This window comes from Pseudomonadales bacterium (genome assembly GCA_024234615.1).
In the GTDB taxonomy this organism is placed as follows: Bacteria; Pseudomonadota; Gammaproteobacteria; order Pseudomonadales; family IMCC2047; genus JAJFKB01.
In genome coordinates this window covers 365,004-378,284 of record JACKNY010000002.1, presented here as the reverse complement: position 1 = coordinate 378,284, position 13,281 = coordinate 365,004, and the positions used below count along the sequence as shown (strand labels likewise).

Sequence of the window (13,281 nt, the reverse complement as noted above, 5' to 3'; positions counted from 1 at the left end):
CTCAGGCGATTATCATAGGAGATGGCTGGGGTGGCAGGATTCGAACCTGCGGATGCCGATACCAAAAACCGGTGCCTTACCACTTGGCGACACCCCAGCAAATTTTCTGCGCTAAAGCACAGTACGTATTTTCGCTTTCTGGTGCAGCGGCGACAAGTTTGAACCTTGGGCGATGAAGCCGGTTAAGGGTGTGGGTAACTGCTCAAATACTTGCTCGGCCTGTTGCCTTGTTTCAAAGCTGGCAAATAGGCTTGAACCTGTCCCCGTCAATCTTGCTTTTGCGAATTGATTTAACCAGTTTAAAGCCATTTTGACTTCTGGATAAAGCGCTGAAACCACTGATTCGCAATCGTTTTTTCCACCATGCCCCAGAGCGGTCGCTATTGTGATGGCTGGGGTGTTTCGTGTCAATTCTTTATGCGAAAAAATTTCCGTGGTAGACACTTGGCATGCAGGGGTGATAACGAGATACCAGGGTTCTGCTAATTGCACTTTTGTCAGTTGTTCACCCACCCCCTCAGCCCAGCTCGCACAGCCATGAATAAAGACCGGTACATCTGCTCCAAGTGTCAATCCCATTTCAGCCAATTGCTGCAAAGAAAGGCCGGTTCGCCAGAGCTGATTCAACCCGATTAGTGTCGTGGCGGCATCGGAACTACCACCGCCAAGTCCACCGCCGATGGGGATATTTTTAATCAGGCTAACGTTTGCCCCTTGTTTCGTAGCGGTGTGTGCCTGTAATAGTTTTGCCGCTCGATAAATTAGATTCTGTTCAACGCTAACATTATCTAACTCTGTGTTAAGCCTTATCTCGGGCGATTTTGTCAGGGTAAAGCTCAGTTGATCGCAATAATTAATGAATTGAAAAATGGTCTGCAAAAGATGATAACCGTCCGTACGACGACCAGTGATATGTAGCATTAGGTTTAATTTTGCCGGAGCGGGTAATGAAAGTGTTGATGTACTCATGCCGTATTAGCTGTTATCTGAAGAGTAGTGCCAGTCTTTGATGACTAAAGTGAGTTTAACTTGGCCGCGTACTAGTTGAATTTTTTTAGGCAGCCATAGGGACTCTAATTGCCGATAGCTGGGATATTCCAGCTGCCATTGCGCCTGGGTTAATCGGCTTAACCTACCTTGGGCGTCTAATTGAAAAGAGGCGTCTTGGTCTGGTGATGGAATACCTTTAATCCAATGTAAGAGCGTATTGATAGGGATGTCCCAGCCTGTTTGCTCAAGTAATACGGCTTCTGGGTTTGTGGTCTGTAGATCTTCCTGGCCGGCGATTTTAAGCAATACTGACTCAAAAGTACCTGAAAGTTCAGCGGCTCCCTGACCGAAAGGGCCGGAGAGATTGATCCTAAACTGCTGTTGTTGCTGCTGCCAGTTAATATGCGCGCTGCTGGATTCATGGTCGGTACGAATCCCGATTTTGCCAACTAGGCGCCATTGTGTGAAAGCTTCCATTTGCGCTTGGTGGCTTTGCCATTGCAGATTTGATTGAGCATTTTTTGTAGTAGGTACTTGTAATGGTTTATGTGACGTTAAGGTACAGCCGCCGAGCAGGAGTAGAGTAATAATGAGAGTAACGAGTAGTGCGGATAAACCGGGACGAGGCATTTTATTTTAATTGCTCGGGGTTCAAGCGTTCTAATACCCGTTTAATAATAAGGCTGTCCGGTTTGCTTTCCAGAGCTTTATCCCAAATTTGCTGGGCGCGCTCGTACTGACCAGTTGCCCAAAGTACTTCTCCTAGATGCGCAGCAACTTCATGATCGGGAAATTCCGCCAGCGCTTTTTCGAGTAGTTTGATGGCCTCCTGATAATTGCCCAGGCGAAATAAGGCCCATCCCAGGCTGTCTGTTATTGCCGGGTCGTTCGGTTTTAGTTGGGCGGCACGAGAGATCAATTCAAGTGCTTCGTGATAGCGGTCAGTGCGGTCGGCTAGTGCATAGCCCAGCGCATTCAAAACATTAGCGTTATCGGGTTCTTTTCCTAGGATGATTCTAAGGTCGTGCTCCATTGCTGCCAGGTCATTGGTTTTTTCAGCAGCCATTGCCCGCGCATAGAGCAAATTGATGTCTGCGGGGAATTGGTTGAGCGCCTCAGTCAACAACTGGATGCCATCTTGCGCGTAACCGTACTTAGCTAGTAAATCTGCCTCAAGCATATAAAAATTCTCAGAATTGTCTGGGTTTTTAATACGCGATTGCCGAAAGATTTGTTGCATCTCAGATTTTTGCTGGCGCATTAACAGTAGTTTTCCCATCTGTGCATGAGCACTAATGGCCTTGTCGCCGCTAATGACCTGTTGGTAATGAGTTATTGCTTCCTCTGGTTGTTGTTGCTCAGCAAGCTGGGCTAAGTAATAGTGCGCATCCTGAGCAAATCTGTCATCTCGCAGCAGCAGAGTTAGGTTCAGCTTGGCCTCATCGGGTTGATTATTTTCCATCGCCAGTAGCGCGAGCGTTAGTCTAAGTTGGCTGTCCCAAGGGTTTTGTTCAACCAATATTGAGAATTGTTTGTAGGCTGCCGGCAAGGCTTTGGTATCGATCAGCAGCTGTGCGTAAAGCAGGCGAACCTGTTTGTCGGCAGGATCTTCCTGCAACGACTGAGTTAACAGTTTTAACGCCTCTTTGGTTTTGCCCAATTGGTGGAGCAAACGGATTCTAAGTAGTTGGTTCCGGGTATCTGGCTTGAGTTCGTAGAGAGCATTGGCTGTTTTTAGCGCATCGTCGCCTCTGCCGTTGATTTGCAGGAGGATCGTTTTACCAAAAAGTAACTTGGTGTTATTCGGATAGCTACCCAGCAAGCGATCAAAATGTGTGAGAATTTTATTTCTCTCACTCTGGTTGAGGTCTTTAGTGCTGGCGGCTAAATATTCGAAATTTGCTTCGCCTGTCTCTATCTGAATGGCTTCTAACAAAGTCATTGCCTGCTCAAATTGCCCTGCTTTAATGAGTTGTATGGCCAATAATTGTTGAGCGTTGGTGTCTTCGGGTGCGGCTTCAGCCCAGAGCATAGCGGCGGCAAGCGCTGCTTTATCGGCTTTAAGGTAAATAGCAATGCGGGTTGCGCGTTCAGCGATACCCGGGTCGCGGGTTTTTCTTGCTTGATGCAGGTAATTGCTGAGCAGCATGTCATAGCGTTTGCGCTGTCCTGCCAGTTCAGCAACCAATAACGCATAGAGTGTGTCTGGTTCGAACGAACCCTCTGCAGGCTTAGCTTTTTTTTCTGGTGAGGGAGTTTCCACTTGTGCGGTCGGTACTTTTTGAGTGACAGCACCTTCACCTACGGAGGCAGGTATTGTGCTTTGGGTAGCGCAGCCATTTAGCAATAAAAGGATCGCGCAGGTACTGATTAATAAGTTCGTAAAAGCCATGGGGATTATTCTATACAACCTTTGAGTAATTGGGCAGCGCTATGCAAGTTGAATATTAGACCATTTTTTTCGATCAGAGATTCCATAAACTGAGCGCGGGCCAGTAAGTAATGATGATTAACGCCACCAGCAGTACCAGCATAAAGGGCAGTGATGCTTGGTAGAGCTCGGTGATTGGCTTCTTAAAGCGGTAGCTGGCGATAAAAAGGTTCATGCCAACCGGCGGAGTAAAATAACCGATTTGCATGTTAGCAAGAAAAATGATGCCTAAGTGAACAGGGTGAATGCCGTATTGCATCGCTACTGGCACGATAAGTGGCACCATAATGACCAGCGCCGAAAAAATATCCAAAATGGCGCCGAGCAACAGAAGAATAATATTAAGCAAAATTAAAAAGCTATATTTATCGCCCACGACTGACTGAATAAGCGCGAATATTTGCATTGGGACTTCAGCATCGATAAGGAAGTTAGTAAAGGCCAGTGAAACGCCTAAAATCAATAAAATGCCGCCGACCATCACCATCGATTCACTCATGATTTTAGGAAGTTTGCGTATGGGGATTTCACGATAAATCAAGACCTCGATGACGAGGAGGTAGGTGGCGGTAACGGCCGCCGCTTCGGATACGGCGAAGAAACCGGTGTAGATGCCACCGAGCACCACAAAGGGTAACGGTACCTCCCAAATGACTTCGCGCAGCGCTGCAATCGCTTCATCTTTGGAAAAAGCCTGTAAGGGAATGGGGTGTTTGCGGTTGTGCCAGAGCGTCCAGGTTGACAACAGCACAATCATCAGCAGCGCTGGAGCGATACCGGCGATAAAGAGATCCTTAATTTCCACAGTTTGTTCAAGGTTCATCTGCTGGACGATAATGCCATAGAGAATCAAGGGCAGTGATGGTGCCAGCAGCAGCCCCAAGCTGCCGGAGGTGGTGACCAAGCCAAGGCTGAATTTTTCTTGATATCCGGCTTCGGTTAAGGCCGGCAGCAACAGCGCACCGATGGCGACGATAGTGATGCCTGAAGCACCGGTAAAAGCGGTAAAAAAGGCGCAAGTGCAGTAGGCCACCACTGCCAAGCCGCCAGGGAGCCAGCCGATTAATGCCTGAGTTGCACGAACCAGCCGGTGTGATGTATTACTTTCTGCTAATAAATAGCCGGCAAAGGTAAAGAGCGGCAAAGCCAGTAATAAAGGAGTGTCAACGATACGGTAAAGTTCGATAATGACAACGATTAAATCGATATCGGCAAAATAAAAGCCAAGCATTGCCGCTGCGACAATGATAGCGAATAGGGGTGTCCCGAGAAACGCCAATACTAGCAATAGCGCCGAGCAAATCACTAATGTCATGGGCTCGATTCGCTTTTGGTGAAGGGTTGAGTTAATGCAATATAGCTTAACCCTAAATAGCGTAACGCAATGATACTGAAGGCGATGGGTAAAATAACTTCACAGGCCCAGTTTGGTATTCCAGCGAAGGCGATTAAGCCATCTTCATACTCAAGCAGGACAAAACGATAGCTGTGGTAAGCGAGCAGGGCGGCAATAATAGTTGTTGCTAATGAGCTGATAAAACTGATTACCGCATTCAAGCGGGGTTGGACAAAGCGAGTGATGAGGTCAATATTGATGTGGTCGCCCTGACGGCTGGCGACCATCGCGCCGATTAGCCCAACCCAAAGCACCAGCACGCGCAGTAACGCATCACCCCAAATAATGCCGCTGTCATAAAAATTGCGTAGTCCAATCTGGGTGATGGCTAGCAGCAGCATCGACATGAGTAGGGTGACCAGGATGGTATCCTCTAGCGCCCGCAGCCAACGAATCATCGATGTGGCGCTGACTTTTATCATTTGTGCGCAATTTCCGTTCGGTACTCTTTGAGCAGTTGATTAAGCTGATTGAGTATTTCCGGAGAGATAATTTTTTGCTCGACCATCTGACGGACTGACGCTTCTGCACGCTCATGCCATTCGTTCAGGGTGTCTGGATCGGGCTGCACAAGCTTAATCCCCTGCTGTTGAAGGGCTGTAAATGCGGCAATGTTATCTTTTCTATTTTGTTGATCAATACCCAGAAAAGTACGGGTCATGACTTCCTTTACGATAGTCTGATCGGCGGGGGCGATTTTACGGTAGGTTTTCTCATTGAGTGCGAACACAGCATAGACGTAGAGCAGTGGTAGGTCGGTCAGGTAGCTCACTTGGTTATGCCACTGCAAAGCTATTGCTGCGATAGGGGAAGCGGCAACGGTATTGACGAGCCCAGTTTGCAAACTGGTGAGCACATCACCGATGGAAAGAGGAATAGGGTTGATACCATAGGTTTGCATCGCGCTAATACCCATGGCGTCGGTGTCAGGCACCCAAACCTTTAGTTTTTGCAAATCCGCGACCGAGCTGACGGGCGATTTGGACAGGGTGTAAGCCAAGCCACCCTCGCTTAGACCGAAGGTGATGAAACCACTCTGTTTGAAACCCTCTATTAAAACGGCATCCATCTTCGAACGCACATAATCGATCTCATCAAAGGATCTAAACCGTAGCGGCAGGCTATATACTTGGCTGTCAGGGTAATAGGGTGCAAGACTGCCGGAAGGCATCGCCGCACCATGTAATTGCCCCACTTTTATTTTCCGTAGTACGGCTTTGTCGTCACCCATAACACCGCCGGGATAAAACTTAAAACTGACGCGGTTATCGGTGCGTTCGGAGATCTCCTTAGCCCCTGCTTTCATGCGATTCATCCAATCGGAGCCGTCCGGGGCAAGGGTGGCTATTTTGAGTACTTGCGCGTTTGTCGCACTGGTGAACAGCAAAAAACTTAGGATGATGTATTGGATTAGTCTCACTATTTTTTCCCGGCTCTTTTGTCGTGTGATTCTATTTTGATCGGCGGGCTAAAAATACGCATCAGCGCTGCTCAACAATTCCTGCGCCTGTTTCTTGGCTAGTGTATTGATCAGGGTTAACCCGGTAACCTTGGCGTCGGCTGCGACCACTTCGTTTAACAGCCGATCATGCAGTTCACGCTCAAATAACAATCTTGCGTAGCGACGCGCATAGGTAACTTTAGCCATGAGGTTTTTGCCGTCCGATAATGTAATGGCGCGCTGAAAATGCTGTTGGCCAACATCGGGCTTTCCACCCAAAGCTGGTGGTAAAAGGGTTGCCATCACGCCAAGATAAATGTGTGCCGATCCGAGATCGTAGCTTTCATCGAGCAAGATCACCCGTTCCATAATGGTTTGTATTCTGGCGATATTGGCAATCGCATTCCAGTCATCACTGTTGGCTTCAATCCAACCTGCCCAGCTGGAGCCAAGCGCATAGAGTGTATCCAAATCATCGATTTGGAAGCTTTCAACCACTTGTTCGAAGCTATCAAAGGGCTGACTGGTTATCTGACAGGCTTGTTTTTTCTTTTGGCAGACGGCATTGGCGGCATAGTTTAAGGCTTTTAGTGATAACAGCTTTGCCTGCTTTGGATTGCTGGTAAAGACACCAGCATAAGCACTGTTAAGTTTTGCCGCCGCGAGTAATAAACCAGGATTGTTTGGGTCGCTTTCGATCAAGCCATCGAGCAGGAGGAGATAAGCGGGTAAGCCTTGTTCTACCGTATCAATATCGTCGCTGTTCAGAACAGCACTGGATAAGCTCTGCGCCAGATTTTCAGTGGCGGAGCTGACCATCAGGCTGCAACCACTAAGCACGGCGGTTAACGCCATTGCGGTGGTTAAACTTACGCTGCGTTTGAACCAATCGGTGAGAGTTTGAGGTATCGTTTTATACACTGTTTTTTAGTAAAAAGACTGAACAATCTGGATGTTATTACGGAACAATTGGTTAGTTAGTATAGGTTGTTGGTCATAAATTCCCTAAATATTTTTATAGTCATAGCCTGTAGCCGTTGCATTTCTATATAATTTGCCCCTCGTTTCATTTCTAAGGCTAAGTTTACGTTCAATGGGTTTGTTAGCGCTGGGCATTAATCACAAAACCGCTCCCGTTGAGGTGCGCGAGCGTGTTGCTTTCGCACCGGAGCATATGTGGCAGGCGTTACGCAAAGTCGTGCATGACTTGTCTTTAGATGAAGTGGTCATCGTTTCTACCTGTAATCGCACCGAACTTTATTGTGTTTCTGAACTGGAGGGTAGTCGCGCTCTCCTGGAATGGCTCGGCGATCATCAGGGGTTATCTCACGATGAATTGGAGCGTTGCAGCTATGCGCACTGGGATGAAGAGGCCATCAAACATGTGATGCGCGTAGCCAGTGGCTTGGATTCGATGGTGTTGGGTGAGCCGCAAATTCTGGGTCAGATTAAGTCTGCCTATGCAGTGGCTAATGAAGCGAATACGGTCGGAAGCTACCTGACCCGCTTATTTCAAGAAACCTTCGCTGTGGCCAAACAGGTAAGAACAGAAACCTCCATCGGACAAAATCCGGTTTCTGTTGCTTACGCCGCTGTTAGCTTGGCGCAGCATATTTTCGCCGATTTAAGTAAAACCCAGGCTTTACTCGTGGGTGCGGGTAAAACCATTGATCTGGTAGCGCGACACTTACAACGCAATGGCGTCAAAAATATGGTGGTGGCAAACCGTACTTTGGAGCGTGCCCTGGAAGTGGCGAACAATTTCGGTGCCAAAGCGGTGCTGTTGTCGGATATTCCCGAACAGTTGGTTTATGCGGATATTGTGATCACTTCAACCGCGAGCCAATTACCCATTTTGGGTAAAGGCGCGGTGGAGCGGGCATTGAAGAAACGTAAGCATCGTCCGATCTATATGGTGGATATTGCGGTGCCCCGTGATATTGAGCCCGAAGTAGGCAACCTATCGGATGTTTATCTCTACTCAGTGGATGATCTAGAACAGGTGATTGACGAGAATATGCGTTCGCGTCAGAGCGCCGCTGAGGAAGCTGAACAACTGGTGGAGCTAGGCGCAATCAATATGATGCGTAGTTTGCGTGCCCTGGATGCCGTGGGCACACTTAAAGCCTATCGCGAAAAGGCGGAGCGCATTAAGGATTTCGAATTGGAGCGTGCCCTTAAACAGTTGGCCAATGGGCAAACACCGGAACAAGTCATTCAATATTTTGCCAAGGCCTTGACCAATAAGTTGATTCACTCGCCCAGTATTCAGCTGAAAAAAGCCTCTGCTGAAGGTCGCACCGAAATGATGGCCTGGGCGCAGGAGTTGTTTGAGCTCTCCGATCAGGATATCAATAAAAATAATTAGTCCACACCCTCATGCTCGGCATACACTAGCAACACTTTATTTACCTATTTGAGACAAGTCACCAAGAATGAAAGCATCAATTATCAATAAATTGGAGCACCTGAAAGATCGTTACGAGGAACTGGCCGCGCTGTTAGGTGATCCAGAGACTATCGCGAAGCAGGATAAATTTCGCGCCTATTCGAAGGAATATGCGGAAATCGAGCCGGTAGTAGTCTGTTTCGGACAGTATCAGAAAGCGGTGAAAAATTTTGAGGAAGCGAATGAGCTGCTTAAGGATGGCGATGCGGAAATGCGTGAAATGGCGGAAGAGGAGGTCATGACGGCGAAGCAGCAAACTGATGATTTGACGATAGAGCTACAAAAACTGCTGCTACCCAAGGATCCGAATGACACCCGCAATACTTATCTTGAAATTCGCGCTGGAACCGGTGGCGATGAGGCCGCCATATTCGCTGGTGATTTGTTCCGTATGTATTCGCGTTATGCGGAAAATTGTGGCTGGAAGATAGAAATTATCAGTGAAAGTTTAGGCGAGCACGGCGGCTATAAGGAAATTATTAGCCGCGTTGTCGGTAAGGATGTCTACGCCAACCTTAAGTTTGAGTCGGGTGCGCACCGTGTGCAACGCGTGCCGGAAACTGAGTCGCAGGGGCGTATTCATACCTCTGCCTGCACCGTCGCGGTCATGCCGGAAGCGGATGCGGTAGATGAAATGGAGATCAACAAGAATGATATACGTGTCGATACTTTTCGGGCTTCCGGTGCAGGTGGCCAGCATGTCAACAAAACCGATTCTGCTATTCGTATAACCCACATCCCCACGGGGATAGTGGTGGAATGCCAGGACGAGCGCTCGCAACATAAGAACCGTGCCAAGGCAATGTCAGTGTTGCAGGCGAAACTGTTAAGCTCGGCGCAATCGCAACAACAGGCGGAGCAGGCGGATGAGCGCCGCAGTCTGGTAGGTTCCGGTGATCGTTCGGAACGCATTCGCACTTACAATTACCCGCAGGGACGAGTGACGGATCACCGGATTAACCTTACTCTTTATAAGTTGCCGGAAATTATGGAAGGCGATTTAGATACGGTGATTGAAGCGCTGATCAACGAACATCAGGCGGATCAGCTCTCGGCGCTTTCTTCCGAAGAATAATGGCAACGATAAAGCAGACACTGGCGCTGGCGGGTAGGCTCGATGGACTGAGTGATACCGCCCGGTTGGATGTCGCAGTTTTATTAGCACATGCGTTAGAGCGCGATAAAACCTATCTTTATACTTGGCCTGATCGGGAGTTAACGGCGGCACAACAGCAGGTTTTTGAGTCCCTTTTGGTGCAGCGGCAAAAAGGTGTTCCGATTGCCTACCTGGTAGGCGAGAAAGAATTTTGGTCGTTACCGATTAAGGTCAGTTCGGATACGTTGATTCCACGGCCGGATACGGAATTACTGGTGCAGCTTGGGTTAGAATTATTTGCCTCCGATTCTCCGCGAACTATTGCCGATCTGGGCACTGGAACGGGTGCTATTGCACTTGCGCTGGCACATGAAAGGTCTAGATGGCAAGTTTTGGGGGCTGACATAAGTCCGCAGATAGTGGCCTTGGCTGAGCAAAATCGCGTAGCATTTCAGTTAATGAACCTGCGTTTTGTGGTAAGTGATTGGTGTTCGGCATTGCCGAAGCAAGCCTTTGATTTGATTCTGGGTAATCCGCCCTATATCGCCGCCGATGATCCGCATTTGCTCTGCGGCGATGTACGGTTTGAGCCGAAAACGGCATTAGTATCCGAGGAAGATGGTTTGCACGATATTAAATGTATTGCGACACAGGCCAAAGACCATCTCAAGTTGCAAGGATTTTTATTGCTGGAGCACGGCTGTCAGCAAGCGCAAGCGGTGCGGGAAATATTGTCTGCTGTCGGTTATAGTAACATGAAGACTTTTCAGGATTTAGCCGGATTGGATCGCGCCACTCAATGTCAGTGGCGGGGAGAAGAAGCTTTATGATGAATGACGAACAATTATTGCAGTACAGTCGCCAAATAATGCTGCCGGAGGTTGATATCGAAGGGCAGGATAAACTATTAGCCGCCAAAGTGTTAGTCATCGGGTTGGGTGGCTTGGGCTGTCCTGTCGCCATGTATCTTGCGGCGGCAGGAGTTGGGCATCTGACTTTGGTGGATTACGACGAGGTTGACCTGACTAATTTGCAGCGGCAAATCGCTCATACCTTGAAGGATGTCGGAAGGGCAAAAGTTCATTCCGCCAAACAAACGCTACTGGCGATTAATCCGAGTATTAATGTGGTTAGCATTGCCAAGAAGCTTGAGGGCGAACAGCTCGAAGCACAAATCGCCGATTGTGATTTGGTTCTTGATTGTACTGATAATTTCAGTACCCGTTACGCTATCAATGCGGCCTGTGTGCGCCAGCAAAAGCCATTGGTGTCGGGCGCGGCGATTCGCTTGGAAGGACAGCTGGCGGTATTCGATGCACGTGATGTGCAAAGCCCTTGTTACCAATGTCTTTATCCTGAAGGTAGCGAACAGCAACTAAGTTGTTCCGAAAATGGCGTGATTGCGCCGCTAACCGGTATTATCGGAACCATGCAAGCGTTGCAGACGATCAAACTTATTATCGGTTTTGGCGAAACGCTGGTGGGGCATTTATTACTGTTTGATGCAAAAAGTATGAATTTTCAACGTTTGCGTTTAAATAAAAATCTGAACTGTCCGGTTTGTCAGTAGCATTTCCTTTGATGGACGTCTCCAACTAGGCAGGATTCCGTTAGCTAAAAATCTAATATATTCCCGTAAGGCAGAAATTTATTACTGGAATTCTGTTTGATCCATTGAATTAGTTCTTGATCCGGGAATGCGCCACGGCTTTTCAGGGCGCGACATAACCAGACTACTGGCGATAAGCTGCCTGCTTCCCAGCCCGGTAATTGTTCTTCGGCGAGGGTAAAAAAACGCGTTAGATGGATGAGTTCTTCATTGCTGAGGTTTTCGGCTGCCTGCGCCCAGACATCTTTATGCGTTTTCATAAGAGGGCGATGGCCATCGATTTCCTGTTGCGATAATTGCTGGTTCAGCTGCGCCAATTGGTCGGCTTCGCTAAGAGCAATAAAGCGTCTCAGTATCTGTTGATCGATTGTGGCGTTAGTATTTTTCTGATCCTGGTTGGGATCCCAGTTACCAATAGTCACCTTGTCTCCTCAAGCCTGTTTGGGTGAGTTGATAATGTATAGATGAATGGCTGTTATCTCAAGGGGCTTGAGGAAAAAGGCTGATTGGGAAATTCAATATGAAACAGCGCACCGCCTAAATCCGATTGGTCGATGCTCAATTTGCCTTGATAGCTGGTGATGATTTCCAGCGCAACCGTCAACCCGATGCCTTGGCCTGGCTGGCTGGTATCCGCACGTGCGCCTCGGTGCAATATGCGAGCTTGTTCGGTTGCCGGAATAGGCGCGCCATCGTTCTCGACACAGATCGATAACTGACTATTTTCTGTGGTTGAAACAACCTGGGTTGCCTTTAACCTCACTGTGCTTCTGCAGAACTTGAACGCGTTATCCAGTAAGTTTCCTAATACCTCCATAAGATCTCTTTCATCACCCACAAAGCGGCAAGGGGCACCAATTTCCAGTTGCGCAGTGACTTTTTTATCCAGGTAAACCTTTTCCAGCGAGCGTATTAACTTCAATGCCAGGGGCTCCAGGTCGATGGGTCTGGAGATCAATGAGGTTTCAGGCGATACCGCACGTTGTAATTGGTAGCTGACGAGCTGATCCATCCGATTAATCTGTTCGTTGATAGTGCTGAGTGATTCACTATCTATGGGGGTAGGTTTGGTGGCGGTAATGCCACGCAATACCGCCAAAGGGGTTTTTAAGCTGTGGGCAAGGTCCGCCAAAGTGTTACGATATCGCTGCCGTTGCCTGCGTTCATTTGCAATCAGTAGATTTAGGTTGGTCGCGACAGGTTCTAACTCAGTTGGGTAATTTCCGGATAGCTGATCCTGCTCACCCAGTTCTATACGGTGTAGGTCTTCGGCCAGTCGCGGCAAGGGGGCAAGTCCCCAGCGTAAAATCATTCCTTGAATAGCTAGCAATAGTAGGCCGAGCCCACCCAGCCAGCGCCAAAGGGTTTGTCGAAAACCGCTGATTTCAACATCAATGGGGGCGCTGTTTTGCAGTACGTGAAAGCTATAACGGCTTTCGGAGCCATTCTGATTTTCCCAAATAACGCCATAACTAATCCGGTAGAAGCTTGCGTCGTCTATTTTGATTTCTGTGAGACGGTAGTTGCCTGGTGAGGTGGGTGTTTGTGCGGGTAAGCGCAAACTAATCGCTGATGGTGAGCGCCAAACTTCATTGCCGTCTTGCCCGATAATCATACCGTAGCGCCCTGAGTCTATGCGGTTGAATTCTGGGTCTTGCAACAGTGCGGGCATAACCAGCTTGCCATTCTCATCTTCCGCAGCTGTCAGTAGTGCGTAGATATGAGACTTGAGTCTTTCCATTAAAGCGTTTTCAACGCTGTGTTGAAAGGCGCGATCCAATGTATAGCCTGTTAGGCCAAGAAAAAACAGCAGTACTAGGAGTGCGGTTAATGCCAGCCGGGTTCTAAGTGAGCGCATTGGTAGCGAGC

Annotated in this window: 13 protein-coding genes and 1 tRNA gene; 4 read left to right on the top strand and 10 right to left on the bottom strand. The window is 48.4% G+C overall.

What is annotated here, in order from left to right; genetic code table 11:
* Positions 1-22: 22 nt before the first annotated feature.
* From H6995_10915 to H6995_10880, 8 genes are all read right to left on the bottom strand, one after another.
* Positions 23-97: transfer RNA gene (locus tag H6995_10915), tRNA-Gln, on the bottom strand.
* Between the two features lie 14 nt (positions 98-111).
* Positions 112-969 carry a 4-(cytidine 5'-diphospho)-2-C-methyl-D-erythritol kinase gene (ispE, locus tag H6995_10910; GenBank protein MCP5215507.1) on the bottom strand — a complete coding sequence of 286 codons (858 nt, stop codon included), beginning with the start codon at positions 967-969 and terminating at the stop codon, positions 112-114.
* Positions 970-975: 6 nt separating this feature from the next.
* Positions 976-1,620, bottom strand: coding sequence for an outer membrane lipoprotein LolB (gene lolB / locus H6995_10905; GenBank protein ID MCP5215506.1), 645 nt, complete (start codon positions 1,618-1,620; stop codon positions 976-978).
* Position 1,621: 1 nt separating this feature from the next.
* A complete protein-coding gene (locus H6995_10900; protein MCP5215505.1) occupies positions 1,622-3,382 on the bottom strand; it encodes a tetratricopeptide repeat protein in 1,761 nt (586 codons plus the stop codon).
* Between the two features lie 73 nt (positions 3,383-3,455).
* Complete coding sequence (locus H6995_10895) at positions 3,456-4,736, bottom strand: TRAP transporter large permease subunit (protein ID MCP5215504.1); 1,281 nt, start codon at positions 4,734-4,736, stop codon at positions 3,456-3,458.
* On the bottom strand, positions 4,733-5,239 hold the full coding sequence (locus H6995_10890; GenBank protein MCP5215503.1) for a TRAP transporter small permease subunit: 507 nt from the start codon (positions 5,237-5,239) through the stop codon (positions 4,733-4,735). The genes H6995_10895 and H6995_10890 overlap by 4 nt, the downstream gene beginning before the upstream one ends.
* Positions 5,236-6,237 (bottom strand): TRAP transporter substrate-binding protein DctP, encoded by a 1,002-nt coding sequence (dctP, locus tag H6995_10885; GenBank protein ID MCP5215502.1) that lies wholly within the window; start codon positions 6,235-6,237, stop codon positions 5,236-5,238. Before dctP ends, H6995_10890 begins: the two co-directional genes overlap by 4 nt.
* A gap of 48 nt (positions 6,238-6,285) precedes the next feature.
* The gene (locus tag H6995_10880) at positions 6,286-7,113 is read right to left on the bottom strand and encodes a hypothetical protein (GenBank protein ID MCP5215501.1); all 828 of its coding nucleotides are present in this window, start codon (positions 7,111-7,113) and stop codon (positions 6,286-6,288) included.
* A 238-nt stretch (positions 7,114-7,351) separates the two neighbouring features.
* On the opposite strand from H6995_10880, the gene H6995_10875 reads away from it, so the two are divergent.
* The 4 genes from H6995_10875 (at position 7,352) to H6995_10860 (ending at position 11,373) form a co-directional block, all read left to right on the top strand.
* The gene (locus H6995_10875; GenBank protein ID MCP5215500.1) at positions 7,352-8,626 is read left to right on the top strand and encodes a glutamyl-tRNA reductase; all 1,275 of its coding nucleotides are present in this window, start codon (positions 7,352-7,354) and stop codon (positions 8,624-8,626) included.
* Positions 8,627-8,693: 67 nt separating this feature from the next.
* The gene (prfA, locus tag H6995_10870; protein MCP5215499.1) at positions 8,694-9,782 is read left to right on the top strand and encodes a peptide chain release factor 1; all 1,089 of its coding nucleotides are present in this window, start codon (positions 8,694-8,696) and stop codon (positions 9,780-9,782) included.
* Positions 9,782-10,633, top strand: a complete 852-nt coding sequence (gene prmC / locus H6995_10865; GenBank protein ID MCP5215498.1) for a peptide chain release factor N(5)-glutamine methyltransferase — start codon at positions 9,782-9,784, stop codon at positions 10,631-10,633. Before prfA ends, prmC begins: the two co-directional genes overlap by 1 nt.
* Positions 10,630-11,373, top strand: a complete 744-nt coding sequence (locus tag H6995_10860; protein ID MCP5215497.1) for a molybdopterin-synthase adenylyltransferase MoeB — start codon at positions 10,630-10,632, stop codon at positions 11,371-11,373. Before prmC ends, H6995_10860 begins: the two co-directional genes overlap by 4 nt.
* Before the next feature lie 44 nt (positions 11,374-11,417).
* Here H6995_10860 and H6995_10855 read toward each other — a convergent pair whose 3' ends face one another.
* Both H6995_10855 and H6995_10850 read right to left on the bottom strand, forming a co-directional pair.
* Positions 11,418-11,834: a hypothetical protein gene (locus H6995_10855; protein ID MCP5215496.1), complete on the bottom strand. Its 417-nt coding sequence runs from the start codon at positions 11,832-11,834 to the stop codon at positions 11,418-11,420.
* A 53-nt stretch (positions 11,835-11,887) separates the two neighbouring features.
* Positions 11,888-13,270, bottom strand: coding sequence for a GHKL domain-containing protein (locus H6995_10850; protein MCP5215495.1), 1,383 nt, complete (start codon positions 13,268-13,270; stop codon positions 11,888-11,890).
* Between the last annotated feature and the right edge of the window lie 11 nt (positions 13,271-13,281).

What these genes read in the sequence shown, in the direction of transcription:
- ispE (MCP5215507.1), bottom strand. Translation starts at nt 969, where the DNA reads ATGAGTACATCAACACTTTCATTACCCGCTCCGGCAAAATTAAACCTA.
- lolB (MCP5215506.1), bottom strand. Translation starts at nt 1,620, where the DNA reads ATGCCTCGTCCCGGTTTATCCGCACTACTCGTTACTCTCATTATTACT.
- H6995_10900 (MCP5215505.1), bottom strand. Translation starts at nt 3,382, where the DNA reads ATGGCTTTTACGAACTTATTAATCAGTACCTGCGCGATCCTTTTATTG.
- H6995_10895 (MCP5215504.1), bottom strand. Translation starts at nt 4,736, where the DNA reads ATGACATTAGTGATTTGCTCGGCGCTATTGCTAGTATTGGCGTTTCTC.
- H6995_10890 (MCP5215503.1), bottom strand. Translation starts at nt 5,239, where the DNA reads ATGATAAAAGTCAGCGCCACATCGATGATTCGTTGGCTGCGGGCGCTA.
- H6995_10880 (MCP5215501.1), bottom strand. Translation starts at nt 7,113, where the DNA reads ATGGCGTTAACCGCCGTGCTTAGTGGTTGCAGCCTGATGGTCAGCTCC.
- H6995_10875 (MCP5215500.1), top strand. Translation starts at nt 7,352, where the DNA reads ATGGGTTTGTTAGCGCTGGGCATTAATCACAAAACCGCTCCCGTTGAG.
- prfA (MCP5215499.1), top strand. Translation starts at nt 8,694, where the DNA reads ATGAAAGCATCAATTATCAATAAATTGGAGCACCTGAAAGATCGTTAC.
- prmC (MCP5215498.1), top strand. Translation starts at nt 9,782, where the DNA reads ATGGCAACGATAAAGCAGACACTGGCGCTGGCGGGTAGGCTCGATGGA.
- H6995_10860 (MCP5215497.1), top strand. Translation starts at nt 10,630, where the DNA reads ATGATGAATGACGAACAATTATTGCAGTACAGTCGCCAAATAATGCTG.
- H6995_10850 (MCP5215495.1), bottom strand. Translation starts at nt 13,270, where the DNA reads ATGCGCTCACTTAGAACCCGGCTGGCATTAACCGCACTCCTAGTACTG.